Source organism: Sphingopyxis sp. UBA6723 (genome assembly GCF_002454115.1).
Classification (GTDB): Bacteria; Pseudomonadota; Alphaproteobacteria; order Sphingomonadales; family Sphingomonadaceae; genus Sphingopyxis.
In genome coordinates this window covers 296,126-322,506 of the sequence record NZ_DKIH01000011.1, presented here as the reverse complement: position 1 = coordinate 322,506, position 26,381 = coordinate 296,126, and the positions used below count along the sequence as shown (strand labels likewise).

Here is a 26,381-nt window from a genome sequence, read left to right as displayed (position 1 = left end):
TCATGCCAAGGCGCCGTAGCGTCAGTCTGGCTTGGCAGTCTTCGCCGCGCTCGCCTTGGGTTTCGCGGACTCGGCATAGGGCATGATCATCGTGCCGTCGGGGGCGGCGGTGAACGTGGTCTGGGTCGGGTACGCAAATTCATAACCCGCCTTCGCCATCGCCTCGAACACGCGGATGCCGACATCGGTGCGCGCCGCCGCGACGACATCGAATTCGTCGCTGAACACGTCGAACAGCAATTCGAAATCCAGACTGGAGGGGCCGAAGGTCAGGAAGCTGGAACGGATGAACTCCTGACCCGCGGTGACCACCTGCTCCTCGAGCAGCGCGGGCAGGTCGCGCAGCATCGTCGGGGTCGTCTGATAAATGACGCCGATGGTAAAGGTGATGCGGCGGCGGTGGAGATGCGCGAAATTGGTGATCTCCTTGCCCAGCAAATTGGTGTTCGAAATCACCAGCAATTCGCCGTTGAGCGAGCGCAGCCGCGTGCTTTTGAGACCAATGCGCTCGACCGTCGCGGTGCTGGTGTCATATTTGATCGTCTCGCCGACCCGGAACGGCCGGTCGAAAATGATCGACAGTGACGCGAACAGGTCCGAAAAAATGCCCTGCGCGGCGAGGCCAATGGCGATACCGCCGATGCCCAGGCCCGCGACCAGCCCGGTGACATTGACCCCCATATTGTCGAGGATGACGATCCCGGCGATGGCGAACAGCGCGACGCTGATCAACAGGCGGATGATCCCCATCGCGTTCGACAATGTCTCGTTATGCCCGTCCGAGGCGCGGCGCTGGATCAGGCCCAGGATGATTTCGCGCGCCCAGATCGCGACCTGCAACACCACCGCAACGGTAAACACCAGCTGGATGATGTGCAGGATGACAGCGGGCGGCTGCGCATAGCCCGCGACCATGCGGACCGCGATGATCGCCAGCACGAACGACTTGGTCTTGTGGATCACCCGCCCGACGATGTGGGTCAGGGTGAATTCGCCCGGCGTCGCCTGCGCGCGTTTCAGCGCAAAGCCGCGGATCATCGACAGCAGGAAATAGATCGCCAGACCCGCCGCGATCGCGATGCCGATCTGCAACCAGTGGCTGTTCACCCAGGCGACGCTGCTGTCCCACCAGTCGCGCAGGTCGGCAATCGGATCGTTGCGCACTGGCGCGGCCTTTACCGCCGTCTTGGTGGCAGCGGTCTGGGCGGCAGCAAGGATAGAGAAAGTCACGTCGGTCCTCTTGGGTCGCAGGTCAGGCGGATTGCAGCAACGCCGCGGCGGCGGGCGCGCGCTCCAGATAGGCCAAAAATCCGCGTTCGTAACGCGAAAGATATTTGGCCACGCGCGGCAACGGCCCGGCGGCCGCGGCAAAGTCGCCGCGCTCCTGCGCCGCCGCGATCATCGCCGGGTGGACATAGGCTTTGCGCGCGATGGCCGGGGTGTTGCCCAGCCGGTCGGCGACATGCTCGAGCATGGCTTTCAGCGTTGGTGGCTCGGGGGCGTCATAGAGAAACGAAAAGGCTTCGACGCTCGCCGACCAGGTGCGGAAATGCTTGGCGCTGAATTCGTCGCCCATTGCGCCCCGGATATAGGCGTTTACGTCTTCGGACCCGACGGTACAGACGGCGCCATCATCTTCATATTGGAACAGATTCTGCCCCGGCAGATCCTGCAGGCGCCGCACCAACGTCGTCAAATTGCGGTCGCTGATCGTCACCAGCCGCTGCGCACCGCCCTTGGCCCGGTAACTCAGCCGCAGCGTCTGGCCGCTCAGCTTCGCGTGTCGCTGGCGCAAGGTTGTCGCGCCAAAGCTCTTGTTCGCCGCGACATATTGCTCATTCCCAACCCGTAGCGCCGCGAGGTCGAGCAGGCGCACCACTGCACCGACGACGCGTTCCTGACACAGCGTCCGCCGCGCCAGATCGTCGACCAGTCGGACGCGCAGCAGCGGCAGCGCGTGGCCGAACGCGGCGCAGCGATCATATTTGTCGGCCTCGCGCGCAAGCCGGAAATCGGGATGATAGCGATATTGCTTGCGCCCGCGCGCGTCATATCCGGTGGCCAAGATATGGCCATTGGCGGCGGGGCAAAACCAGGCATCCTCATACGCCGGAGGCAGCGCGATCGCGTTCAGCCGCGCGATCTCGTCGCGGTCGCGGATGATCTGGCCCTTGGTGTCGCGATACCGCCAAATGTCGCCAACGCGTTCGCGCGAGATGCCGGGCAGGCCGTCGTCGACATGGATCAGGCGGGGGGCGGGCATAAGGCAACAGCGCGCTGCCCCGCCCTTTGGTTCCGCGTCAGCGCGCGTCGGGCAGCGAATGCCGCGTCGGAACCTGCGCCGGACGTGCCATCAACGGGCGCCATCCGGCCTCCTGTTCGCGGCGGCGGCAATAGGTCGACAGTCCGATTTCGAGCGCCAGCATCATGTAAATGAAGGGCTGGAACGCGATGCCGACGAACAGCGACCCGACCATATAGATGATATGGCCATGCTGGAGCGCCGTCGCCAGCGGCGCGATCCATAGCTCCTCGGCCCGCCGGGTGGTCAGATAACGGCGGCGCAGCCGCTCCATCTGCGCAATGCCGACAATGTGGAGCAGCAACCACAGCGCCAGCCCCGGATAACCCTGTTCGCCCAGCATTTCGAAATAGCTGGAATGATAGGCGCGGGCCGCGTCCTCATGGACCGTCGGGCCGTCCGGCTGCGGCCGGTCGGGATCATAACCCGACCCGGTCGTCTCGACGCGCAGGCGGTTCTGGATATAGGCGTTGAACCCGCCGCCGAACGGGTTTTCCTTGGCATAATCCCAGGTCCACGCCCACACCGCGACGCGCGTCGATGCCGACTGATCGGACTTGTAACCTTGGATCGTCTCCATCCGCTCGGTAAAGCTTTGCGGCAGGAACGGCACCGCAGCGACCGCCAGCAGACCCGCGCCGACCATATACAGCACACGGTGCTTGACCGCGCGCAGCGACAGCACCGCCAGCACCGCAAGACAGACGAGCCCGGTTCGCGCCTGCGTCCCCACCGGCAGCAGCATGCAGGCAAAACAAAGCGCGAAGCAGAACAGCGAGACGCGCCAGTCGGGGGTGAAGATCGTGCCGTGGCGGCGATACCACAGGATCAACGGGATGATCGCGATGCCGACGGTCGACATGATCGACCCTTCGTATAGCCCGAAATTTTCGTTGAGTAGCAATTGCAGCGATCCGTAACCGCCGCCGCCCGCTGCGGTCTTGAGGCCGCCCGCAATGGCGATCGACGCCGCCGAAAGCAGCATGATCAGCGCCAGCGCTTCGATCCGCAGCTTGGTGCGCAAGGTCAGCGGCAGGAAAATCGCCCAGATCAGCGCCTTCCACACCCAGCTCCATTTATCGGCGGCCTCGACCGGAAAATCGGCCGACATCGTGGTCATGCCGCAATAGGCGAGCAGCAGGACGAGCAGGACTTGTCGCCCCGACCAGCGCGTATCGCGCTTGTCGTCGATCGCGAGCCACCCCACAATCGCCAGCCCGAACACGATCAGCGAAATCGGGATCGAATTGATCAGGAAATAGCTCAGCCGCTGCGGCGCGACGATGTCGATGTAACAAAAGCACAGCACGAACAGGAACGGCTTGCGGAAACCGAGCCCAATGAACGCGAAGAGAAAGGCGACGAACGCAATGTCACGCATCGCGGTGGTCGTCCGGTTCGGCTTCCCGGCGTTGCTGCCACTGCGCGCGCGGGCTGACCTCGCGGTCGAGATCGTCGCGGTGCAGCAGTCGCCAGAGCGCAATCGCCATCAAGACGTGCGTCAGGCCAATGGAAAAATTGTCGACCATGTCCGCTCCCGCTACGCGATCGGGGTTGACGCTGCGTTAAGGCTAGTATGTCAAAGCGCTAGCCCATGACCCGCATCCTCCACGTCCTCGATCATAGCCTGCCGACGCACAGCGGCTATACCTTTCGCACCCGCGCGCTGATGAAGGCGCAGGTGGCGAAGGGCTGGGACGTCGCCGGGGTCACCGGGGTGCGCCACCCTGAACCCGGACCGGACGGCGAAACCGTCGACGGGCTGACCTTTTATCGCACCCCGCCGATCGCGCCCGCGATGCCGGTCATCAACGAATGGCGCGAAATCGGCGCGCTGGCGCAGCGGGTCGAGGCGCTGGCGCGCGATTGGAAGCCCGATGTGCTGCACGCCCATTCGCCGGTGCTCGACGGGCTCGCGGCGCTGCGCGTCGGCAAGAAACTCGGCATCCCGGTGATCTACGAAATTCGCGCTTTTTGGGAGGATGCGTCGGTCGGCAACGGGACCGGACGCGAAGGCAGCCTGCGCTATCGAGTCACCAAAATGCTGGAAACCCATGCGGTGAAATCGGCCGATGCCGTCGCGGTCATTTGCGAAGGGCTGCGCGGCGACCTCATCGCGCGCGGCATCGACCCCGCCAAGATCACCGTCTCGCCGAACGGTGTCGATCTCGACCTGTTCGGCGATCCGCCGCCGCGCGACGACGCGCTGGCCGACACGCTCGGGATTGCTGCCGACGACGCCGTGATCGGCTATATTGGCAGCTTTTACGATTATGAGGGGATCGATGATCTGATCGCGGCGATGCCCGCGCTGGTCGCGGCGCAGCCCAAGGCGCGGCTGCTGCTCGTCGGCGGCGGGCCGATGGAAGCGGCGCTGAAGGCGCAGGCCGCCGCGTCCTCTGCGGCTCCGCAAATCCATTTCGTCGGCCGCGTGCCGCATCAAGAGGTCGAGCGCTATTATTCGCTGATCGACATCCTCGCTTACCCGCGCAAGAAAATGCGGCTGACCGACCTCGTCACCCCGCTCAAACCTCTCGAAGCGATGGCGCAGGGCAAGCTGGTCGCGGCGTCCGATGTCGGAGGCCACCGCGAGCTGGTCGAAGATGGCGTCACCGGCACGCTATTTGCCCCCGACGATCCCAAAGCGATCGCCGATGCGCTGGCGAACCTGCTCGAAAATCGCGATATTTGGGCGGATCGAAGGCGCACCGCACGTATTTTTGTCGAAACCCATCGTAACTGGTCATCAAACATTTTACGTTACGAGCCGGTTTACCAGCGATTGCTGCGCGGCGCGGCCTGAGCGCGCTGCCCGAAAAAACGAGATTTTGGCCCCGCGCGGGCCGCACGGAATTGGACGATATGGACGAGACCAGCGACAACCCCGGCCATGGCAAAGCCAGCGCGCTCCTTCGCGCGCTGCGCCCCGCCATGCCCGCGGTAATCGGCGCCGCGGCGCTGACCTTCCTGTTTGCTGCCGTCATGCCGATGTCGTGGGTCGCGGGGATCGCCTGGAACCTCTATCTCGACCGCCTGTCGGACTATTTTGTGCCGCCGGTCGGCAATGCTGCGCGGCTGATCCTGGCGTTTGGCATGGCCGCAATCGCTTCGCTGATCGCCGGACTGGTCGCACTGCTGATCGCGCAGCCCGAAGCGGCGGGTCTTTCCTCGCTGCGCGGCCGCTTCCGCCGCGAAGCCGCTGCGGATCTCGACGAGGATAGCGACGTCTTTTGGACGCGCCGCCGCCGCGTCGACCTGCATCCCGACGATCCTCTGCGCCCGCCGATCCGCGCTGGCCGCGATCTCCCCGCGGGCGGTCTGGGGCCGCTGAACGCCGAGGTTGCGGATAACAGCGCCGAAGCCGATCTGTGGCTCGACGAATTTGCCGAGCAAAATACCGACGAGCTGGTGCTCGCCGACCTCGCGCCTGAGGAGCCGGCAGAAGGCGAGGAACCTTGGCTGCAACCCGCCGAGATGACGGCAAAGCCGCTGTCCGCCGCCTCCGACAATTCGCTCGGCGCGATGGTCGCGCGGCTCGAAGCGGGTCTGGCCCGCCGCCGTGAACCGACCGCGACCGACGACGCGACTGCGCCCGAAGGCGCCGCCGTCGACCCGGACCCCGAAGTCGACTTCGCCCTCGAAGCCGCGCTCAGCACCCTGCAACGGATGACACGCCAGTCGGTGGGCTAGCGTCCCCACGCTCAATCCTCCACCGTCAGAATTTCGATCTGCAATGCGTCGGGCGCCTCGCCGCATTCGACCACGACGTCGGCGACGACATGACCCGGCAGCGCCCATTCGGCCGCGCTCAAATCGCTCTGTAGCGCGGCGCGAACCGCTTCGGCGTCACCCTCCGCCAGCGCGCACGGAAAGATGTGGCGCGCCCCGACAAAATTCGCGCTCGCCCACGGCCGGAATGTCGAGGCACCCATCGTCATCCCCGTCGGCAGCGCGCCCGCGAGTAGGTGACGCAAACGGCGGTGCGGACAGCCGGGGCGGCGCGACTGTGCGGGCGACCAGCGCGTCATGCCTGCGCTCCCTTGGCCGACTGACGAAAGGACCGTGTCCGCCGGTCACCTTGCGGCGCAATACGACCCGCATGACGCTCGGCGCGCCATATGTTCATGAAATGTTCCACACGGCAAATCAGCCGGACGCCGGGTTCGCGACCGCCGCGCAGGTCGCTCACCAGCTTCGGATCGCGCACCGCGGCGCGGCCGAACACGGTCGGCGGCATCGCCGATTCCTTCAAAAAGGCATCGATCCGTTGCAACAAGGTGCGCTCCATAAATTCCTCCCTGACTGCGTCGACAACCGGGCGACTCACCCGATAGGATAATTCCTATCTGATGCTCATTTTCCTACTTGTCTAGGAAAAATCCGCTTGCTAGGAACGAAATAGGAAGGACTAGTCCATGAGCGACCATGTTGCCGATCCGCGCGCCGCGCTCGACCGTCTCTTGACCGACAAGGGCATCGACTATGCGCGCCTGTCGCAGGTGATCGGGCGCAACCCCGCCTATATCCAGCAATATATCAAGCGCGGCTCGCCGCGGCGGCTTGCCGAACAGGATCGCGCGCGGATCGCTGCCTATCTGGGCGTGTCCGAAGCCCTGCTCGGCGGGCCGGTGCAGCGCGTAGCGACGCCAGCTCGGATGCGCGGTCCGGGGATGATCCTCGTCCCGAAGCTGGCTATCGGTGCCTCGGCGGGCGCGGGGTCCAGCGTTGAGGGCGAACCGGTCGAGGGCGAGGTGGCGTTCGATCCGAAATGGCTGCGCGACCTCGGCGCCGATCCGCGCGCACTCAGCATCATCCGGGTCGAGGGCGACTCGATGGCGCCGACGCTGGACGACGGTGACGACATATTGGTCGATGGCGGCGACGCCGCGGCGCGGCTGCGCGATGGCATCTATGTGCTGCGCATGGACGATGTGCTGATGGTCAAACGCATCGCCCGTGCGCCGGGGCCGGGGCGGATTTCAGTAATCAGCGACAATCCGCATTATCGCAGCTGGGACGATCTGCCGATGACGTCGGTGCAACTGGTCGGCCGCGTCGTGTGGACCGGGCGGCGGGTGCGGTAGCGGCGACATTGGGGGTGTGCCCCCTCTATCCCCGTTCGTGTCGAGCGAAGTCGAGACACCCCTCGGGCTAGGCGCTGCGTCGAAAGGTGTCTCGACTTCGCTCGACACGAACGGAATTTGAGGAACGGCTGAGAACCTCGGCCATCTTCAAATCAATAAGGCTCAGCCATCACCGCTTCGATTTCATGGTCCAGCACTTCGGCGCGCTGGCATTGCTCGGCGTTGCCATCGCGGCATTTTTCAGCCGCCTTGTCGCGCTGGCGCGACAGCTTGCCCAATTGTTCTTCGCGCTGGCGTATCTCGCGGCCGCGGTTGCGATCGGCTTCGTCCTGACTGGTGGTCGTCCAGTCGGCGACCTGTCCGACCGCTTTCACCGGTGCGGTGACGACCGTTTTCACCGCACTGAAGCAGCCGGTGAGCAACGGGAGCGTCGCCAGGGCGATGATCATGGTACGCATAAAATTCTCCTGACCCCGCCACCTGGGTGGCCGACCGCCTCTTCGCATAGCTGGCCCGATCTGAACAGGATATTGCGATATCTCGCCGCCGCCATGCGGCCCGGTGTCATAACATTGAAACAAATGGTCAAAGCGGTGTTTACCGACTTCGCTTAGGTCGAGCGGTGAACGACCAATCGCCGCGCCAAGAGAGACCCCGCCTTCCATGGATAACATCCTGCTACCATCATCGGGTCACGCCGCTGCGGTCGCCGCCGACGCCCATATGGCAGAGGTCATCGACCTGTTCCGCGGCAATCCCGATCTGCGCGCGCTGGCGGTGCTCGATGCGAATGCGCACCCGATCGGTGTCATTCGCGAACAGCGGGTGCGCGAACTGCTCTTTTGCCCCTTCTGGTTCTCGCTGATGCAGAACCCGACGATCGGTGGATCGATCGCGTCGATGATCGAACCCTGCCCAACCGCCGATCTGGCGAAATCGACCGCCGACCTGCTGCGCATCGCTGCAGATGGGCAGGGGCGCGGTGAGTTGATTCTTGTCGATCGCGGCCGCTTTGTCGAGACCCTCGACAGCGGCCAGCTCGCCAAGCTGGCGATGTTGCGCGATGTCGAACTGGCGCGCGAGGGCGCGGCGCGGGCGACGAAGATTGACGACGCCGGACGCCGGTTTCAACAAGAGATTACGGCGCTTACCGCGGTGTTGTCTGACATGGCGCATCAGGTCGAATCATTTGCCGCCACCCTGTCCGATCGTGCGCGGCAGACGGGGCGTGACGCGGTGACGGTGGCGGGGGCCACGGCGCAAACACTGACAGGGCTGCACGAGCTCGGCGACCGCGGCCATGCGCTGGCGGCAACCATGGCAAAGATCGTCGACGATGGCTCGCGCGCCCGCGCCATTCGCGGCGAGGCGCATCGCAAGGTCCAGCAGGCGGGCGAGCGGGCCGAGGCGCTCAAGGCGGCGAGCCAGTCGATCGAACAGATGCTGGCACTGATCATCGACATGGCGAGCCGCACCAACATGCTGGCGCTCAACGCCGGGATCGAAGCGGCGCACGCGGGAGAGGCCGGGCGCGGCTTTGCCGTGGTGGCGGCGGAAGTGAAGACGCTGGCCAGCCAGACGCGGTCGGCGGCAGGCGACATCACCCAATATGTCGACCGAATTCGAGACATCGTCGGTCAGGTGGCGGCAGGCTTTGCCGAGGTTGAAAAGGCGATCGACGCTAACAATGGTTTCTCCGATGCCATCGACCGCGCCGTCGATGGCCAAAGCGCGACCACGCTGATGATCGCGAGCTACGTCGAGCAGGCGGTGTCGGCGGGCCGCGAGATCGACTATCGCGTCCAGGAAATCGGGCAGGGCGCCAGTGCGGTCGGCGATGGCGCGCAGGCGTTGGGCGAGTTGTCGGCAGGACTGTCGGAGGCTGCACGCTCGCTCGACCAACGCGCGCGCCACTTCGTCGAAGCGGTCGCCGCCGCCTGAAATCCGGCGTCACCGCAAAGACTTGCTCGCCCGCCCAGCCCTGATAGGATGACCCCGCGCCGGGGGCGTCCATGGCCGCCGGTGGGGAGGAGGGTCATATGACGAATATGCAAAAAGGCTTGGCCGAGTTGATCGGCACATTCTGGCTTGTCTTTGGCGGCTGCGGCAGCGCGGTGCTGGCGGCGGCGTTTCCCGATGTCGGCATCGGCCTGCTCGGCGTGTCGCTTGCTTTCGGGTTGACGGTCGTCACCATGGCCTATGCGATCGGCCATATATCCGGCTGCCATCTCAACCCCGCGGTCACCGTCGGCCTGTGGGCGGGCGGGCGCTTCGAGGCGCGCGACATCCCGCTCTATGTCGGCGCGCAGGTCGTCGGCGCGGTCATCGCGGCGTTCCTGCTGTTCTACATTGCCAGCGGCAATCCCGCCTATGACCTCGCGACCAATGGTCTCGCCGCCAACGGCTTCGATGCCGGATCGCCCGGCGGCTATGACATCTGGTCGGCGTTCCTGATCGAAATCGTGCTGACCGCCTTCTTCCTGTGGATCATCATGGGATCGACCGACGGCCGCGCGCCCGCGGGCTTCGCGCCGCTCGCCATCGGCTTGGCATTGACGCTGATCCACCTGATCTCGATCCCGGTCACCAACACCTCGGTCAATCCGGCGCGCAGCACCGGCCCGGCGCTGGTCGTCGGCGGGCTGGCGATCCAGCAACTGTGGCTGTTCTGGCTCGCCCCGCTGATCGGCGGCGCGGTCGGCGGCCTGCTCTACAAGACGCTGGGCGCCGACACCTTCGCGAAACCGAATATCGAGGGCGAATAATCGCCGATCCGGCGGGGGCGCGTCGCCTCCGCCGGTCTTACTTCAACAAGTCGATCGCAAACGCACGGACCTCGGCGGCGATGTCGGGACGCTGCAGTGCGACCGCCAGATTGGCCTGGATATATCCCGCCTTTGATCCGCAGTCGTACCGCGCGCCATCAAAGGTCACGGCGTGGAACGGCTGGCTGCCGATCATGCTTGCCATCGCGTCGGTCAGCTGGATCTCGCCGCCCGCACCCTTTTCCTGCCCTTCGAGCACGCGCATCACTTCGGGCTGGAGGATATAGCGGCCCGAGATGATCAGGTTCGACGGCGCGTCGGCCACCGACGGCTTCTCGACCAGCCCGGTGACTTCAGTCAGCGCCCCGTCGCGCGCGCCGGGGGCGATAACGCCATAGGAGGAGACCTGGTCGCGCGGCACTTCGAGCACCGAGATCAGGTTGCCGCCGACCTGATGGTAGGCATCGACCATCTGCTTCATGCAGCCGGGCGATCCGTGCATGAACTCGTCGGGCAGGAAGATCGCAAAGGGCTCGTCGCCGACGATCGCGCGCGCGCACCAGATTGCGTGGCCGAGCCCGAGCGGCTCCTGCTGGCGGACATAGGCGCAATTGCCGGGGCCAAGCCGCGTCGGCTCCAGCACCGACAGATCCTTGCCGCGTTCGGACATCGTCTTTTCCAGCTCGAAGGCGATGTCGAAATGATCCTCGATCGCGCTCTTGCCGCGGCCCGTGACAAAGATCATCTGCTCGATCCCCGCCTCGCGCGCCTCATCGACCGCATATTGGATCAGCGGCCGATCGACGATCGGCAGCATCTCCTTGGGGATCGCCTTGGTCGCCGGCAAAAAGCGCGTGCCAAGACCGGCAACGGGAAAAACGGCTTTGCGGATCGGTTTCATGGGCTGCGGCTTAGCCGCCAGGCGTGAGCAAGAAAAGAGCCCGCTTGGCAGAGCGCTCCGACGCTTACTCGGGGGACACGATGATGACGACGCGGCGATTGTCCTGCCGTCCGTCCGCGCTGTCGTTGCTCGATATCGGGAAATCCTCGCCGCGGCCGACGATCCGATCAGGCGACAGCGGCAATCCGGCCGCTTGCATCGGCGCCGCGACGGCATCGGCCCGGGCTTTCGACAGCTTCACATTATAATCGGCTGCGCCAACCGAATCGGTGTGTCCCTCGACCCGCGCCGTTGTGATGCCGACCCCCACCAGCCGCGCCGCGATCCGTGCAATATGCGCCTGCAGTTCCGCAGAAATCGCGCTTTCGTCGGTCTGGAACAGCAGGCGCTCGGGCATGTTGAGCGACCATTCGAAACCCTGATCGACAAAGCCCTCGGCGCTCAGGACAGCCACCTGCTCGGGGGTGAATCCGGTCTGCGGCGGCACCGTCTGGCACGCAGCGAGCAGCGAGGCGAAAGCGATCACGAAAAGGCTTCTGATCGTGGCGGGGGCAGTCTGGATCACGGTGTCACTCCGTTGGTTATGTCCGGGAACGGTTGCTCAATTTGTCGGCATACATGGCCGCATCGGCGGCGGTCAGCAGCGCGGTCGCGTCGGTGCCGTCGTCGGGATAGATGGCAACCCCGACGCTGACCGAGGCGGAATAGGTTTCGCCGCCGGGCAGCGTGACAGGCTGCGCGGCGCAAGCGCGGATATTGCGCGCCAGATCCTCACGAACGGTTTCGGCGGCGATGCGATCGACGACGACGATAAATTCATCGCCCCCGATGCGGGCGGCGAAATCCTCTGGCCCCAACGCGTCCCGAATGCACTGCGACAGGGCAACCAGCACCGCGTCGCCTGCCGCATGGCCGTAATTGTCGTTGGCCGCCTTGAAATTGTCGGCATCGATGAACATCAACGCAAAGCGGTCGTCCGGGGTGCCTGCTGCCGCGATGCGCTGCGCCAGTTTCTGGTCAAAGGATTCCCGGTTCGGCAACGCGGTCAGCGCGTCGTGCGATGCGCGGTGCGCCAGCACGGCCCGCTCGCTTTCCATATGGCCCTGCCACCCCTGCAATTCGTCGAGCAGCGCGTTGATGTCGCCGCCCAACCGGTCGAGTTCGGCAATCCCCAAGGCCTTGACTCGCTTGTCGAACCGGCGATGCAGCCGCACGTCATGCGCCACGGTCGCAATTTCGTTGAGCGGCTTGACCAGCTCATATTCGAACCGCCGCGCCAGAAAGATCGTCCCCAATGCGGTGATCAACAGGCAGCCGAGCCCGGCGAGCAGGCCGATGCGGACATAGTCGATCAGGGTCGAGCTATCGCCCCAGACCTCGATCGTCCCGATCGCCGACCCATTGCGTTCGACGGCTACGGCAAAGGGCCGCGGGAAAAACAGGCGGGTCAGCAATGGCGCCGGGTCCGCCATCGGCGACGTCCATTGGGTCAGCGGCCGACCGACGTCGTCCAGCACGCGCAGCCGCGCGATCCCGGGAATACGCGTCAGCGGTTCCAGCCCTTCGCGCGCCGCCTGCGGATCGTTGAACACCAGCGCCGGTTCGACACCGTAAGCGCCAAGCTGTGCCGCCAGCTCCATATTGCGATCGGCATAACCGCGCAGCGCCGACACTCCGGCGAGGAGGATGGTCAGACCCGACAGCGCCACCGCGAACAAAGTGATACCGAAATGAAAGCGCGACAGCAGCTTTTGCAACGTCGTGCGCGCGCCGATCCGTTCGGATGTCGGGCCCGTCATGATGAGCCTCCCACGCTGCGACCGATGCTGAGTACCCGCGGGTCGATACGCAGTGGCCCGCGCCCGATGGCGTCCAGATTGACCGAAAAGCTGAGGCTGGCCGCGCGGCTACTCAGGCAGAACATCGCGCCGTACATGCACGCCGCATCGTCGTCGGTGATCGTCAGGATTGGGCGGCCGCGAACCCATGCAATCAGTTGTCGCCGGTCGGCCACCGCCATGCGGCCAAGGAACAGGATGTCGCATTCAGAACGACCCATCACCGCGGCGGCACTCAAGCGGCGCACCAGCACCGATCCCGCGCCCGGGACGTCGGGGGCCATGCGGTTGGTCAACCGCGGTGTGCCGACCACGCACATGACGCGCGCCGAATCGGCCGGGCCATTGGGCCAGCGGGCATAGCTGACGATGCCGCCGACCATCCGGTTCACCGCGCGCGCCATGCCGTCGTCGCTGTCCTCGACGATCGTCTGGCTTGCGGCCTGAACCGACATCTGGGGCGTCGTCAACGACGCGCCTATCAGAAACAGCGATGCCAGCACTTTGCAGCGACCCCCAACTGCGCTTGACTCTAGTCTGCCCCAGCGCGGGGGCGTCCGCTAGCCAAAAGGATTGGAAAGTCAATGAAAAGTGACGTCATGCGACCATTTGGCAACAGTCGGTCGGTGGTACGTCGGCCGTTTATTCGGTGCGTAACCGGTCGGCGAAACCCTTGCGCAGTTTCGCCAGCTTTGGCGGAATAACCGCCATGCAGTACGGATTGCGCTGGCCTTCGCCGTCCCAATAGGATTGGTGGTAATCCTCGGCCGGATACCAGTCCGACACCGGCTCGATCGTGGTGACGATCGGTGTCGGCCAGTCGCCCTGCGCCCGCTCGATCGCGGCGCGCGCGGCATCGCCCTGCGCGGCGTCGAGCGGAAACAGCGCGCTGCGATACTGGGTGCCGACGTCATTGCCTTGGCGGTTCAGCGTCGTCGGATCATGCGTTGCGAAATGCACGTCGAGCAGGTCATCATAGGTAATGACCGCGGGGTCGAAGGTGATGCGGATCGCCTCGGCATGTCCGGTATCGCCGCCGCACACCTGCTTGTAAGTCGGGTTCGCGACATGGCCGCCGATATAGCCGCTTTCGACCGTCGCGACCCCCGCGAGCGATTGGAACACGGCTTCGGTGCACCAAAAGCAGCCTCCGGCAAAAATGGCGGTTTCATGCGTCATCGGGTCGATCCTTTGTCGGGGAGGGGAATTGTACAGATAGGGGTCGGCGGCGATTATTCCAAGGGCGGCGGGGCGTCGATCAGCGGCGGATGCAGTGGCTGGTTCGCTGCGCGCGCCGCGGCGATCAGCGCCGCTTCGGCTTGAAGCGAGGCGACACGGTCGCGCCACGCGGGATGCGTTGCCGCCTGAAACATCGGGCGGCCCGGGCGCTGACCGAATGTCTGCCAGAATCGGGCGGCAGCGCCAGGGTCATAATCGGCCCCGGCGAGCAACCAGACGGACAGCCGATCCGCCTCGATCTCGGTCTGCTTGAACAACCGGGCGCTCCGCCCGAATTGCTTGCCCAGCCCGCGATCGACGCCTGCGGCATCAAGGCGGGCACGATGGCGCAGGATGTTGTGCGCCAGCTCGTGAGCGATCGCCGCGGCCAGTTCGTCATCGTCGCGTAAAAATTTGGCGAGGCCCTGATGGACCAGCACCATCCGCCCGTCGGCGACCGCGGCGGCCCTGTCACTGGCCTCCACGCGAAAATCGCTGATGCAACCGGCCACGGGCATCAGGGTCAGCGCGCCGACCTCACCCGTGTCGAGCAAGAGCGGGGCGGTGGGCGGCAGCGCCGTGAGCATTGTCTCGATCGCGGTGATCCGCGCAAAGGGGTGGGCGTCCGCGCCCTCCGGCGCACCACGACCCTGCATCCCGATAACGGCGGCGCCGACGCGCATCCCGGCCTTGGCGGCGGGCGACGTCGGTGCAATGGCGGCAACAAAGGGTGCGTCGCGATCCGAAGCGCCATAGGCGGCCAGCGCCGCGGGCCTTCGATCCGCAGCGTAAAGCCGTGGGTCACCCCAGATCCAACCAAATTGCGGCTGTTGCATGCGGCACCATGCCGCGTTGGCGGTGGTCAAACGAAACCCGATAGCCGCGACGCGCGCTTCCAGCGCCGCCAGTCCCTCATAGGGTGACGGATCACCGGACGCTGCGGCGTTTGCGGGGGTCGCGGTCAGCAGCGACAGGACGGCAAGCAGGATGGACGCATGATGGTGCATCGGCTCCGCTTATCAACGCACCCCTGTCACTGCCATGAATTTCCTGACGTCGGTTTTTTGCCGGACGCTTGCCTATCGACGGCCAAGCGGCGATAGGACGGAGCGATGACGCAAGCCGCAACCTTGTCTCCGCCCGCCGCCCGCCAACCACGCCCCGCGGCGCTTGCGCGCTGGCTGTGGGCGGTCGCGTTGCTGGTGGTCATCGTGGTCGGCGTCGGCGGGATCACTCGCCTGACCGAATCGGGATTGTCGATCACCGAATGGCGGCCCGTATCGGGGGTGCTGCCGCCGCTCAACGAGGCCGACTGGATTGCCGAATTCGAGAAGTACAAACAGATCCCCGAATATAAGGAAATCAACCTCGGCATGACCCTGGCGGGGTTCAAGGCGATCTTCTTCTGGGAATGGCTGCATCGCATCCTGGGTCGGGTGGTTGGCATGGCCATGGTGCTGCCATTGGCCTGGTACGCTTGGCGCCGCGAGATCCCGGCGGGTTATGGCGTACGCCTGATTGCGCTGACGTCGCTCGTCGGTTTGCAGGGGGCGATCGGCTGGTGGATGGTCGCGTCGGGACTCGAATATCGCACCGACGTCAGCCATTTCCGGCTGGCGGCGCATCTGTTGACCGCGCTGTTTTTGCTTGCCGGTTTGGTGTGGACCGCGCGCGACCTTGATGCCCTGGCGCGTGACCCGGCGGCGCGGCCAGCACGGCTGACCGGCGCCGCCGTCGCCGTGATCGCCATCCTGTTTGTCCAGCTCTTGCTCGGCGCGTGGGTGGCGGGGCTCAATGCGGGCTTCGTATCGAGCACGTGGCCGCTCATGAACGACCATGTCGTGCCAGAGGGCATCGACTGGACCGGCGGTGCATGGTTGGCGCTGACCAACGACCCCTTTCTGATCCATTTCCTGCATCGCTGGTGGTCATGGATCGCCGCACTAGCGCTGCTATGGCTCGCGCGCGCCCTGTTGCGGCTTGGTGCAAAGCGCGAAGCCACGCTGCTGGTCGCGGTCGTCGCGGTACAGATGCTGCTGGGTATCTGGACCGTGGTGTCTGGCGTGTCGATGTGGGTCGCGGTCGCGCATCAGGTGGTGGGGGCGATCCTGGTCGCCATCGCCGCCGCGGCGCTCCACCGGCTGGGCCGCGCGACTCTATGATGCTGCTTTGCGGGCTCGGCAGCGTGCTGCTGCTGGTCCTTCAACCTCCACCCGCGCCAGCCGATGCATCGCCGACGCCGGTCATCGCGCCGATCCAGTTTGCCCCTCCGGTCGGCCGTCCGATGTCTTATCGCATCACGACGCGCCGCATCGGCCGCGACGGGTCGCTGATCAATTTCTCGCTCGTCTATGGATTGCAATGGCAGCGGATCGGCCGCGGCTATCAACTCGAAGCAGTGTTGCAGCGGATCGACTCGGATGCGCCGCCCGCAGTGACCCGCGCCCTGACCCTTATGATCCAGCCGCTCGTCGGCGAAGCTTTGGCCTATCTGGTCGCCCCCGATGGCAGCCGCATCGACTTGGTCGATCCCGAAGGCCTGTGGGAGCGGGCGACGGTGCGGATCGAAACCGCGGGCGCCGATGGCGGGCGCGCCGAGGCCAGGCAGTTGGCGCAGGCGATTGCCGCCCTGCCGACCGCCGAACGGGACCGGTTGGCGACGGCCGACGTGCGCGCTCTTGTCGTCCCTGCGAACGCCGCGATCCCCACCCAGGCGGCGCGGAATGACGCGAAGGTTTCGATTGTCCAAAACGCTGCGCTGCGCACGATCACAAAGGTTGAGCGCAGTTCGACCGCAGCGGGAGGTCGCACCCAGACGCTCGAAATCGACCACCGCTGGACGATTGATACTGTCACCGGACTGCTGGTTCAGGAGCGGCGGCAAAGCTGGATTGTCGCGGATGATGGCAGCGAACGAACGCTGGTCGAAGAGCGGGTGCGGGCGCTTGAGGCGGTTCCGTGAAGCCCAAGGTATCATAATACCCGTCAGCAAAGCCGCGCATTGCTTGACTTTCCGCCCGCTTGCGGTCATTGGCCCGCTCCGAAGCGCCGCTGCGTCCATCATGGATCAGGCGGCGCGGTTTGTTTCGGGCGTTGGGGCATTGCTCCATCGCCCAGTCCCATCTGTCAAGGAGCGTGCCATGATGAAGGCGCTGACCAAGACGACCGTATCGGCGAACGCCGCCACGGTCGAAAAGAAATGGGTGCTGATCGACGCCGAGGGTCTCGTTGTGGGCCGCGTTGCATCGATCATCGCCAGCATCCTGCGCGGCAAGCATAAGCCGTCGTTCACCCCTCACGTCGATTGCGGTGACAATGTCATCGTCATCAACGCAGAGAAGGTGGCGTTCACCGGCAAGAAATTGCAGGACAAGCGTTATTACAAGCACACCGGCTACGCCGGCGGCATTAAGGAAACCAGCCCCGCGAAGATCCTCGAAGGCCGTTTCCCCGAGCGCGTGCTCGAAAAGGCCGTCGAACGCATGATCCCGCGTGGCCCGCTTGGCCGTCAGCAGATGCGCAACCTGCGCATTTTTGCCGGCAGCGAACATCCGCATGAAGGGCAGAACCCCGAAGTGATCGACGTCGCGTCGATGAACCGCAAGAACAAGGTGGGTGCATAATGGCTGACGAACAGACCATGACCGATCTCAAGGACCTTGGTGGCGCCGTCGAAGGCACCGCCGCTCCGGTTTCGACCGCGCCGCTGCGCGAAAAGATCGTCGACAAGCAGGGCCGCGCTTATGCGACCGGCCGCCGCAAGGACGCCGTTGCCCGCGTGTGGCTGAAGCCCGGCACGGGCAAGATCACGATCAACGGCCGCGACCAGGAAATGTATTTCGCACGTCCGACGCTGCGCCTCGTGATCAACCAGCCCTTCGGTCTGACCGACCGCGTCGGCAGCTATGACATTGTCGCCACGGTCAAGGGCGGCGGCCTGTCGGGTCAGGCAGGCGCAGTGCTGCACGGCATCGCGCAGGCGCTGACCCGCTTCGAACCGGCGCTGCGCAGCCCGGTCAAGGCGGCTGGCTTCCTGACCCGCGACAGCCGCGCCGTCGAGCGTAAGAAATACGGTAAGGCCAAGGCCCGCCGCAGCTTCCAGTTCTCGAAGCGTTAAGAGCTTTTTCCACCGACGGGTGGAGAAGAGGAGGGCGGTCCGGCGACGGGCCGCCCTTTTTCGTGCCGTCGGCGAACGCGACGAACGGAGTTAAATATCGATAAATGTGGCATTGTTTAATTGCCGCGCATGGTTAGGCTATCCCTATGCGCCAAGTCTCTGACCCGGATGCGGCGAACTCTAATACTACGGGGGTAGTTTATGACTTTTGATCGTAATTCGCGGCGCGTGCGCCGCGGAGGCCTGTTGGCGTCGGTGTGCGTTGCAGGCTTGTTACAGATGACGCCGGCCCTGGCGCAGGCGGACGCCAGCGTCGCGCCGACCGGCGGCGAAGGCTATATTGCCGCCACCCAGCCCGAACCGCAGGCCGATCTGGTGTCGATCGCTGGGCCAACGATCCAGCAGATCACCCCCGAACCCGAAATCCTGATCGCCAATCCGGGGACGCCGACAACGGCGCGTGACCCGGTCAACATCACCGGCATCGGCCAGATGGTCGTCGATGCGGGTGGCGGTTCAGTCGGCCTTTGCACCGGCACTTTGATCAACCCGCGCACAGTCCTGTTCGCGGCGCACTGCGTCAATACGCGCGCCGCGACCGCTTATGGCGCGAATTCGGGCGGCACCGCGATCGCCTTCGGCTTTGAAACCAATACCCGTGCGAACGCGCCGGGTCAGACGGATGAACTGGTGCGCTGGCTGCTCGGCGGTGCTGGCGGCGCTGGTCGCTACCAGACCAATACGGCGCAGGCTTTCTACAATTCCAACTGGCTCAACTATAATCCCTTGTCGCTCGAACCGGCGTCGCGGGGGTTTCTGTACGGCGATGTCGCTATTGCAGCGCTCGACACGCCAGCGGCCAATATCCCGACCTGGGCACTGCTTTTCTCGCCGCTGACCAACACCGGCACGATCGGGGCATCGGGAACCGGCTATGATGTGGGCATCGTCGGCTATGGCCAGAACGGCACGGGTCAGACCGGCGCTGCGGGTAGCGACTTCCGCCGCCGCTCGGCCGAAAACATCCTCGGCGCCCTGACTGATCTCCAGACGTTCGAAGGCTTTCTGTTCGGCGGCGTTCCCAACGGCCTCACCCAGAATCTGTATTTCTTGGATTTCGACGATCCGCGGCGCGGCATGACGGGCGCCAGCCCGTTCGATTTCAATGCGTTCCGTGACAATGCGCGCACCAATCCGAACGGTGCATCGCTGGAAGGCATTACGTCGCAGGGCGATTCGGGGGGGCCGCTGATTCTGCAGAACGCGTTTGCGCGCCAAGTCGTTATCGGTGTCCTGTCGGGCGGCTACACCCGCTTCTTTGGGCCGCCGCAGCCCGCGAACAGCTATGGCACCGTGTCCTTTTACCAGCCGCTTTACCTCTATTGGGACTGGATCGCGGCGAACAATCCCTATCATTATGTGTCGGCCAAGGCGGGCAACGGGTCGTGGACCGATCCCAGCCATTGGGTATCGACGATCGATCCGTCGTACATGATCGAATCGGGCGGCCAACTGGTCAACGGCATTCCAACGCTGACCGGTGAGCAAAAGGATGGGACGAGCGGCGATTTCGGGCAGATCTGTTTCCAAAGCGCTGGGGTCAGCGAATGCTTCGACACCCGAACCGGGGTCGGGGTCGTCGAAAACCGGCCGATCGGTACCTCCGATGACAATGCCGGTTCAGCCTCGATTGCCGAGATCGCAGCGGGGGCGACCGCGGCGCGCGATGGGCTGATCCCCGGCGTGCAGCCCGAGGCGCAAGCGGCGGCCATTCCGCTGCCCGCCGCGACGCTTGCCAACGGTTTGCCGGGGGCAATGAACTTCGTGCCGAACAATGTTGATCCGGTGCGCACGGCCGGTACTGCGCCGCGCTATTTCGACGTGACGCTCAGCGCCACCGGGCTCACCACCCTGTCGGGCGCCAATGTCACCGTCGATCGGCTGACGATCGGTACCGCGGGCGCGGCGCTTCAGATCGATTCGGGTGCATCGCTGTCTTCGCTGATCAACGTCAACCAGCTCGCGGGTATGGTGACGGTCAACGGGACGCTCAGCTCTGTGGGTGACTACAGCCTGTTCGGCGGCGGTTTGATGGGGTCAGGACGGATCAATGCGCCGTTCCTGACCAGCGTACTCGGCCAAGTCGCGCCCGGGACGCCGACGACGATCGGCACACTGACCGTCGGCGGCAATCTGGTGCTGTCATCCGGCAACAATCTGTTCATCAACTTCGGGCCGAACGGCACGTCTGACGTGCTGGCGGTGGTGCCGAACGGCACCTTGACGGGTTCGGCGACACTGGGCGGCGCGGTCAGCTTCTCGCCGGTGGCGGGTCATCAGGTGACCGCGGGCGATCGCTACACCTTTTTGACCGCGGCGGGCGGCGTGACCGGTACTTTTGGATCGGCATCGGCGATTTCGGCGATCCTGACCCCGCGCCTGACCTATAATCTGAACAGCGTGTCATTCGAAATAGAGGCTGGTCTCTATCGCGACGTGGTCGCCGCAACCGCGGTCCAGGGCGCTTATGCCCAGTTGCTGGATCAATCGCGCGGCACCGCGGGTCTCGCCAGCGTCTATGGCCCGCTTGATCTGCAGAATGCCGCGACGATCCGCGCCACGCTCGAAAGCTGGGCGCCGCGGACGGAAACGCTGCGCGGCTCGCTCGCGACCGTGGCGATCGACAATATGTCGCGCTTCACGCGCGATCGCCTGCTCCAGCTCGATGCCGGCGACATGGGGGGCACCCTGTCGATGATCGGCCGTCCGGTGCAGCTGGCGCAGCTCAACATGACGTCGGTCGGCGCCGACATGATGGCGGTACGCTCGGACAGTGATGCGGTGACGGTGCAGCAGGGCCGGTTGCCCGAAGATACCAGCGCCTTCCTGGCGGGTGGTTATCTCGACGGCGACAGCCGTCCGATGGCCAGTGCGTTGCCGGGCGGCAGCCGCGACCAGTTCGACGGCTTCTATCTGGCGGGCGGTATCGAAAAAGCACTGGACGAGGGCAGCGTTATTGGTTTCTCGCTCAGCTATACCGATGTCGATGGCACAACCCCCGTGGGTGGGCAAACCGCCAGCGGCAGCCTGTATCAGGGTACGCTTTACGGCAAGGCGGCGCTGGGCGGCGGAATCGAGCTCGCGACGCAGATCAGCGCCGGTGCGTTCGACTCGCGCACCACGCGGGTCGCCGACCTGATCGGGACGCCGTTCACGCTGACCGGCGACGACACCTCGCTGATCTTCACCGGCGAAGTCAGTCTGGCCAAGAATTTCGACCTTGGCTCGCTTGAATTCGGGCCGCGGGTCGCGGCACGGGCCAGCCATATCGGCTTTTCCGACATCAAGGAAAATGGTGGCGGCCCGGCGCTGCGGCTCGACCGGTCGAACTTCAACAGCCTGCAAGCGCGTGCCGGTCTGGCCCTGTCGGGCAAGAAGGGCAGCCGCTTCCAGCCCCACCTCAGCGCCGATTATGTCCATGAGTTCGAAGACGCCCCGGCATCCTTCGGTGCAACCTTTGTCGGCGGACCCGGACCCAGCGCGATCTTCGGCCTCGCCGGGACCGACAAGGACTGGTTCGAGGTTGGTGGCGGGATCACGATCGTGACCGGCAATGTCGATCTGTCGATCGGCGCCGACACGACGATCGGACGCAAGGATGTCTCGAACCAGAGCTATCGCGGTTCGGTGACCTTCCACTTCTAAACCAAAGGCAGACGAAACAATGCGGGCGGCCCGGCGACGGGCCGCCCTTTTTTTGTGCCGCCATGATCGCGGGGCAATGCAACAAGCGCGGCGACGACGGCGTTCAGGATATTCATTGTTGAAAGGAATATCGCATGGCCGTCGCCGAACCGCTCGCATCGCAGCGTATCCTGATCATGGCCACGCACGGCTTTGAACAGTCCGAACTCGAAGTGCCGCTGGAACGGCTGCAAGATGCCGGCGCGGACGTCGATATCGCATCGCTGGAAATGGGCGATATTGCCGGTTGGGACGACGGCGATTGGGGTGACGAGATCGAGGTCGACCTGAAGATCAGCGACGTCAAAGCCGATGATTATGGTGCGCTGGTGCTGCCCGGCGGCCAGATGAACCCCGACCTGCTCCGCGTAGATGCCGATGCGATCGCGCTGATCCGTGAATTTGCCGCGGCCGGCAAGCCGGTCGCCGCGATCTGCCACGCCCCGTGGCTGCTGATCGAGGCCGGGCTGGTCAAGGGCAAGCAGATGACGAGTTACAAGTCGATCCGCACCGACATGGTCAACGCCGGGGCCGATTTTGTCGATCAGGCAGTGGTGGTCGATGGCCATATCATCACCAGCCGCTGCCCCGACGATCTGCCGGCTTTCTGCGACGCGATTGTCGATGCGCTCGCGGCGGCGAAGGTCACAGCGTAGCAGCGCGGTCGGCTGCAATCCTTCAGGCAGGTACCACCGAGCCCCCATCAATGGCCAGCGCATATCGGCCGTCGATGGCGGGCTCGGGTTGATGGACAACCAGCGTCAGGTCATCGATGGCCATCGTCACCTCATATTTGCCGCCGATATAAGCATTGCCAAGGATGGTGACGGCCTTCGCGATGTCGTCGTCGCTGGGCGTAATCGTGACGTCCTCTGGCCGGGCGAGCAGTAACACCGGTCCATCGGCGACATCGGGCGCAGGATATGCGGTCAAAGCGCTTTGCAGGCGTCCGGCGTTGACGACGCCCGGTATCGCGTTGATCGGACCCAACATGGCCGCGGCCGCGAGGCTGGTCGGCGCGCGATAGCAGGTCTGGGGCGTACCCGCCTGTAATATCCGTCCCCGATGCATCAGCACGATCCGATCGCCGTTGCGCATCGCATCTTCGGGATCGTGGGTGACGATCAGCACCGCCGCGCCGGATCCACGCAGCGCCGCCAGGATCGCGGATTGAATTTCGCGCCGGAGCGCACCCTCGATGCCCGAAAAGGGCTCGTCCATCAGCACCACGGCAGGATCGCGGGCCAGCGCGCGGGCGATGGCGACCCGCTGTTGCTCGCCTCCCGACAGGCTGTGCGGATAGGCGCTGGCAAGGGGGGCGATCCGGAACCGGTCGAGCAGCGCCGTGACCCGCGCCGCCCGCGACGCTGCATCCAAGGTACGCAATCCGAAACCGATATTGGCCGCAACGTCGAGATGCGGGAACAGCGCATAGTCCTGGAACACCAGCCCAATGCCGCGGTCTTCGGGCGCGACATGGTGGGAATCGCCCGCCAGCATCCGGCCGGAGGCATGGATTTGCCCTGTGTCGGCCCGTTCCAGTCCGGCTATCATCCGCAGCAGGCTGGTCTTGCCGCACCCCGATGGCCCGAGCAGGCAGGTCACCGTGCCCGCCTCCAGCGTCAGGCACGCGTCCGTCACGGCGACGACATCGCCAAAGCGCTTGCCGATATTTTCGATTGTCAGGGCAGCAGTTTTGTTCATGGACTGCGACCTAAGATCCCGGACGCGAGGTGGCAATGCGGCGCGACAGCACCAGCACCGGACCGATCGCCAGCAGCAAAATCAGGATCGACGGCAACCCTGCCTGTCCCAGTCGTTCATCGAGCGCATAATTGCTGGCGATCACCGCCAACGTATCGAAATCGAATGGCCGCAGGATGAGCGTCGCGGGCAGTTCCTTGACGATATCGATGAACACGAAAAGCCCCGCCGTCAGGATCGCGCCGCGCGCGATCGGCAGATCGATGTCCCACGCGGTGCGCATTTCGCTTCGGCCCAGCAATCGCGCGCCATCGCGGGTGGACGGCGCGATGCGCGCCAGCCCCGCCTCTATCGGCTCCAGCGCCGCCGCCATCAGCCGCGCGGCATAGGCGAATAGCAACAGCCCGACGCCAACCGCGACGCCCGAGGATATGCCTGTGCCGCGCCATATCATGCCTGCGGGAACGAGCAGGCCGATCGCCATAACGGCGCCAGGGGTGGCATAGCCGAGGCTCGCCAGCCGGACGGCATAAGGCATCTTACGTGCGCCGAGCGCCAGCGCCGTCGCCAGCATGACCGTCAGCACCGCACCCGCCACCCCGAGCGAGAGGGTGCGTCCTGCCGCCGCTATCAACCGCGTCCAGTCGGGCGCTTGCGCCAGAGTAAGCGTCAGCAACCAGGCAACCGGCAGCAACAGGCCCGCGAGGATCGGCAGCAAGCAGGTGGCGGTCGCGGCTGCTGCGCGCCAGCCGTTGAGGGTCGCCACCGGGATCGGCCGCATCCGGCCCCGCCCGCCTTCCTGCACCGATCCACGCCGACCCGCCCGTTCGATCCACAGCAGCAGCGCCGCCGCGGCGAGCAGTGGCAGCGCCAGCCGGGCCGCACCGGCGGTCGATCCAAAGACCGACCAGGTGCGCACGATGCCGGTGGTCAACGTCTGCACGCTCAGAAACTGGAGCGCACCATATTCGGCGAGCGTTTCCATCACCGCGAGCGCCACGCCCGCCGCCAGCGCAGGTCGCGCGGCGGGCAGCGCCACCGCGCGTACGATCCGCCAGCGGGAGGCGCCGAGCATTCGTCCGGCATCGATCAGATCGACGGACTGGTTGAGGAACGCAGCGCGCATGGCGAGATAGACATAGGGGTAGAAGGCCATGCCGAGCACAAAGGCCGCGCCGGGTACCGAGCGCATCGCGATCGGCAGATCGAAGCCCCAGTGTGTGCGCAGACTGGTGCGCAGCGCACCGGCCACATCGAACACATCGCCATAGGCATAAGCCAGCGCAAATGCGGGGACAGCGAGCGGCAGGACGAGCGCCCAAGTAAAGATACGGCGTCCCGGAAAATCGTGCATCACGGTCAGCCAGGCGGTGATCGTCCCGACGGTTGCCGTGATGACCCCGACCGCCAGTGCCAGCAGCGCCGATGTCGCTGCATAGCGCGCGATTTCGGACGCGGCGATCTGGTCGCCGCCGCTGCCCAGTGCCGCTATCACGACGCCGACCAGCGGCAGCGCCGCGATCAGCGCGGCGAAGGCGGCGGCGAGGCCGAGTGGACCCGGTTTCAGCGCCAGCCCGCCGCGCTCATCATCTTCTGCGCTTCGGGCTGCCGCCGGGCAAAGGCTGCGACCGCCATCGGATGGGCCGTGAAGTTCGTATAGGCCGCGACCGGTTCGGGAGCCTTGACCGCGGGACTGGCCGGAAATTCGTTATTGTGGCGCGCGATATGTTCCTGCGTCGCGGCTTCGGTGAAAAATTCGAGCAGGCGGATCGCATTCGCCTTGTTGGGCGCACCCCGCGCCACCCCGCCGCCGGAGATATTCACGTGCGCGCCCTGGCCGTCGAGCGACGTAAAGGCGAGTTTGACCCGGTCGGTCACTGCCTTGTCCGCCGCATCGTCACCACTCGCCATGCGGATGTAATAATAGCTGTTGGTCAGCGCGATCTGGCAAACCCCGGCGCTGACGGCGCGGATCTGGTCGCGGTCGCCGCCTTCGGGCGGGCGCGCCATATTGGCGACGATGCCGCGCGTCCAGGCTTGAGCGCGTTCCGGCCCCCAAGCTTCGATCAGTGCTCCGACGAGCGAAAGATTATAGATGCTGTCCGCCGACCGGACGCAAATCTGACCGCGAAAACGCGGGCCTGCGAGCTTGTCATAGCTGTCGACCTCTTCGGGGCGAACCTTGGCGCTGTCATAGGCGACGATGCGCGCGCGGCGCATGAAACCGGTCCACAGCCCCGATGGTTCGCGCAGATTGGCCGGGATGCGCTGTGCAATTACTGCCGATTCGACCGGCTGGAACAGCCCCGCCTGTTCGGCGCGCCACAGCGCGCCGGCATCGGCGGTGATGAACAGGTCGGCGGGACTGGTCGCGCCTTCGGCCTTCATGCGCGCGATCAGCTGATCGGCATTGCCCTCGATCCGGTTGATCCGGATGCCGGTTTCGCGGGTGAAGCGCTCATAGAGCGGAAGATCGGTGTCGTAATGGCGCGCGCTATAAAGATTGACGACTTTCTCGCCGCCCGCCGCCTTGTCGTCCCCGGCCTCCTGCGAACAGCCGGCGAGCAGGGCGAGAACGCCAAGGGCCAATCCGAACGAGGGACGAAAACGCGTGGGTGTGGTCATCGAAATACGGCTCCTTTTGTCGGCTGGCGTAAGCGCCGTGCGCGGCAACTGCAACCCGTATCCGAACGCGCGAAAAATTGAAA

At 65.1% G+C, this 26,381-nt stretch carries 27 protein-coding genes; 11 read left to right on the top strand and 16 right to left on the bottom strand.

All coding sequences use genetic code 11. The features are described from left to right. Nucleotides 1–21 precede the first annotated feature (21 nt). From B4F07_RS12585 to B4F07_RS12570, 4 genes are all read right to left on the bottom strand, one after another. A complete protein-coding gene (locus B4F07_RS12585; protein WP_414711704.1) occupies nucleotides 22–1,164 on the bottom strand; it encodes a mechanosensitive ion channel family protein in 1,143 nt (380 codons plus the stop codon). Between the two features lie 88 nt (nucleotides 1,165–1,252). Beyond that, the gene (locus B4F07_RS12580) at nucleotides 1,253–2,263 is read right to left on the bottom strand and encodes a DNA topoisomerase IB (protein ID WP_293700173.1); all 1,011 of its coding nucleotides are present in this window, start codon (nucleotides 2,261–2,263) and stop codon (nucleotides 1,253–1,255) included. Nucleotides 2,264–2,300: 37 nt separating this feature from the next. Further along, complete coding sequence (locus tag B4F07_RS12575; protein ID WP_293700175.1) at nucleotides 2,301–3,683, bottom strand: putative O-glycosylation ligase, exosortase A system-associated; 1,383 nt, start codon at nucleotides 3,681–3,683, stop codon at nucleotides 2,301–2,303. Continuing rightward, nucleotides 3,676–3,831: a hypothetical protein gene (locus B4F07_RS12570; protein WP_293700177.1), complete on the bottom strand. Its 156-nt coding sequence runs from the start codon at nucleotides 3,829–3,831 to the stop codon at nucleotides 3,676–3,678. Before B4F07_RS12570 ends, B4F07_RS12575 begins: the two co-directional genes overlap by 8 nt. 65 nt (nucleotides 3,832–3,896) lie before the next feature. Between B4F07_RS12570 and B4F07_RS12565 the strand changes: the two genes are divergently transcribed. Then, a complete protein-coding gene (locus tag B4F07_RS12565; protein WP_293700179.1) occupies nucleotides 3,897–5,105 on the top strand; it encodes a TIGR04063 family PEP-CTERM/XrtA system glycosyltransferase in 1,209 nt (402 codons plus the stop codon). A 59-nt stretch (nucleotides 5,106–5,164) separates the two neighbouring features. Then, a complete protein-coding gene (locus B4F07_RS12560) occupies nucleotides 5,165–5,992 on the top strand; it encodes a hypothetical protein (RefSeq protein WP_293700181.1) in 828 nt (275 codons plus the stop codon). A gap of 11 nt (nucleotides 5,993–6,003) precedes the next feature. Here B4F07_RS12560 and B4F07_RS12555 read toward each other — a convergent pair whose 3' ends face one another. Then, entirely contained in the window at nucleotides 6,004–6,330 is a 327-nt protein-coding gene (locus B4F07_RS12555) for a hypothetical protein (RefSeq protein ID WP_293700182.1), read from the bottom strand. Next, on the bottom strand, nucleotides 6,327–6,590 hold the full coding sequence (locus B4F07_RS12550; RefSeq protein WP_293700184.1) for a hypothetical protein: 264 nt from the start codon (nucleotides 6,588–6,590) through the stop codon (nucleotides 6,327–6,329). Before B4F07_RS12550 ends, B4F07_RS12555 begins: the two co-directional genes overlap by 4 nt. A gap of 127 nt (nucleotides 6,591–6,717) precedes the next feature. Here B4F07_RS12550 and B4F07_RS12545 point away from each other — a divergent pair, with 127 nt between their 5' ends. Then, nucleotides 6,718–7,386: a S24 family peptidase gene (locus B4F07_RS12545; RefSeq protein WP_293700186.1), complete on the top strand. Its 669-nt coding sequence runs from the start codon at nucleotides 6,718–6,720 to the stop codon at nucleotides 7,384–7,386. 152 nt (nucleotides 7,387–7,538) lie between these two features. On the opposite strand, the gene B4F07_RS12540 is transcribed toward B4F07_RS12545, so the two are convergent. Further along, complete coding sequence (locus B4F07_RS12540) at nucleotides 7,539–7,844, bottom strand: hypothetical protein (RefSeq protein WP_293700188.1); 306 nt, start codon at nucleotides 7,842–7,844, stop codon at nucleotides 7,539–7,541. A 205-nt stretch (nucleotides 7,845–8,049) separates the two neighbouring features. On the opposite strand from B4F07_RS12540, the gene B4F07_RS12535 reads away from it, so the two are divergent. Together B4F07_RS12535 and aqpZ are read left to right on the top strand one after the other, a co-directional pair. Then, entirely contained in the window at nucleotides 8,050–9,327 is a 1,278-nt protein-coding gene (locus B4F07_RS12535) for a methyl-accepting chemotaxis protein (RefSeq protein WP_293700190.1), read from the top strand. Nucleotides 9,328–9,425: 98 nt separating this feature from the next. After that, the gene (aqpZ, locus tag B4F07_RS12530) at nucleotides 9,426–10,151 is read left to right on the top strand and encodes an aquaporin Z (protein WP_293700192.1); all 726 of its coding nucleotides are present in this window, start codon (nucleotides 9,426–9,428) and stop codon (nucleotides 10,149–10,151) included. A 37-nt stretch (nucleotides 10,152–10,188) separates the two neighbouring features. Here the strand turns inward: aqpZ and galU are convergent, their stop codons facing one another. From galU to B4F07_RS12500, 6 genes are all read right to left on the bottom strand, one after another. Continuing rightward, nucleotides 10,189–11,052: a UTP--glucose-1-phosphate uridylyltransferase GalU gene (galU, locus tag B4F07_RS12525; protein ID WP_293700194.1), complete on the bottom strand. Its 864-nt coding sequence runs from the start codon at nucleotides 11,050–11,052 to the stop codon at nucleotides 10,189–10,191. 64 nt (nucleotides 11,053–11,116) lie between these two features. Beyond that, nucleotides 11,117–11,617 carry an OmpA family protein gene (locus tag B4F07_RS12520; RefSeq protein WP_293700196.1) on the bottom strand — a complete coding sequence of 167 codons (501 nt, stop codon included), beginning with the start codon at nucleotides 11,615–11,617 and terminating at the stop codon, nucleotides 11,117–11,119. Between the two features lie 16 nt (nucleotides 11,618–11,633). Beyond that, entirely contained in the window at nucleotides 11,634–12,851 is a 1,218-nt protein-coding gene (locus B4F07_RS12515; protein ID WP_293700198.1) for a diguanylate cyclase domain-containing protein, read from the bottom strand. Next, nucleotides 12,848–13,360, bottom strand: coding sequence for a YfiR family protein (locus B4F07_RS12510; RefSeq protein ID WP_293700200.1), 513 nt, complete (start codon nucleotides 13,358–13,360; stop codon nucleotides 12,848–12,850). The genes B4F07_RS12515 and B4F07_RS12510 overlap by 4 nt, the downstream gene beginning before the upstream one ends. A 172-nt stretch (nucleotides 13,361–13,532) precedes the next feature. After that, complete coding sequence (msrA, locus tag B4F07_RS12505) at nucleotides 13,533–14,069, bottom strand: peptide-methionine (S)-S-oxide reductase MsrA (RefSeq protein WP_293700201.1); 537 nt, start codon at nucleotides 14,067–14,069, stop codon at nucleotides 13,533–13,535. 53 nt (nucleotides 14,070–14,122) lie between these two features. Next, on the bottom strand, nucleotides 14,123–15,115 hold the full coding sequence (locus tag B4F07_RS12500; RefSeq protein WP_293700203.1) for a M48 family metallopeptidase: 993 nt from the start codon (nucleotides 15,113–15,115) through the stop codon (nucleotides 14,123–14,125). Between the two features lie 105 nt (nucleotides 15,116–15,220). Between B4F07_RS12500 and B4F07_RS12495 the strand changes: the two genes are divergently transcribed. The 6 genes from B4F07_RS12495 to B4F07_RS12470 all read left to right on the top strand — a co-directional run bounded on the left by B4F07_RS12495 (nucleotide 15,221) and on the right by B4F07_RS12470 (nucleotide 22,625). Next, complete coding sequence (locus B4F07_RS12495; protein WP_293700204.1) at nucleotides 15,221–16,270, top strand: COX15/CtaA family protein; 1,050 nt, start codon at nucleotides 15,221–15,223, stop codon at nucleotides 16,268–16,270. Then, nucleotides 16,267–17,070, top strand: coding sequence for a hypothetical protein (locus tag B4F07_RS12490; protein ID WP_293704825.1), 804 nt, complete (start codon nucleotides 16,267–16,269; stop codon nucleotides 17,068–17,070). Before B4F07_RS12495 ends, B4F07_RS12490 begins: the two co-directional genes overlap by 4 nt. Nucleotides 17,071–17,251: 181 nt before the next feature. Continuing rightward, a complete protein-coding gene (gene rplM / locus B4F07_RS12485) occupies nucleotides 17,252–17,731 on the top strand; it encodes a 50S ribosomal protein L13 (RefSeq protein ID WP_293700938.1) in 480 nt (159 codons plus the stop codon). After that, complete coding sequence (rpsI, locus tag B4F07_RS12480; RefSeq protein WP_293700207.1) at nucleotides 17,731–18,225, top strand: 30S ribosomal protein S9; 495 nt, start codon at nucleotides 17,731–17,733, stop codon at nucleotides 18,223–18,225. The genes rplM and rpsI overlap by 1 nt, the downstream gene beginning before the upstream one ends. A 279-nt stretch (nucleotides 18,226–18,504) precedes the next feature. Then, complete coding sequence (locus tag B4F07_RS12475; RefSeq protein ID WP_293700208.1) at nucleotides 18,505–21,930, top strand: autotransporter domain-containing protein; 3,426 nt, start codon at nucleotides 18,505–18,507, stop codon at nucleotides 21,928–21,930. Nucleotides 21,931–22,064: 134 nt separating this feature from the next. Then, nucleotides 22,065–22,625, top strand: a complete 561-nt coding sequence (locus B4F07_RS12470) for a type 1 glutamine amidotransferase domain-containing protein (protein WP_293700210.1) — start codon at nucleotides 22,065–22,067, stop codon at nucleotides 22,623–22,625. 22 nt (nucleotides 22,626–22,647) lie between these two features. Here B4F07_RS12470 and B4F07_RS12465 read toward each other — a convergent pair whose 3' ends face one another. The 3 genes from B4F07_RS12465 to B4F07_RS12455 all read right to left on the bottom strand — a co-directional run bounded on the left by B4F07_RS12465 (nucleotide 22,648) and on the right by B4F07_RS12455 (nucleotide 26,298). Next, nucleotides 22,648–23,673: an ABC transporter ATP-binding protein gene (locus B4F07_RS12465; protein WP_293700211.1), complete on the bottom strand. Its 1,026-nt coding sequence runs from the start codon at nucleotides 23,671–23,673 to the stop codon at nucleotides 22,648–22,650. Between the two features lie 10 nt (nucleotides 23,674–23,683). Beyond that, on the bottom strand, nucleotides 23,684–25,168 hold the full coding sequence (locus B4F07_RS12460) for an ABC transporter permease (RefSeq protein WP_293700213.1): 1,485 nt from the start codon (nucleotides 25,166–25,168) through the stop codon (nucleotides 23,684–23,686). A 68-nt stretch (nucleotides 25,169–25,236) separates the two neighbouring features. Further along, nucleotides 25,237–26,298 carry an extracellular solute-binding protein gene (locus tag B4F07_RS12455; protein WP_293700214.1) on the bottom strand — a complete coding sequence of 354 codons (1,062 nt, stop codon included), beginning with the start codon at nucleotides 26,296–26,298 and terminating at the stop codon, nucleotides 25,237–25,239. Nucleotides 26,299–26,381: the final 83 nt, after the last annotated feature.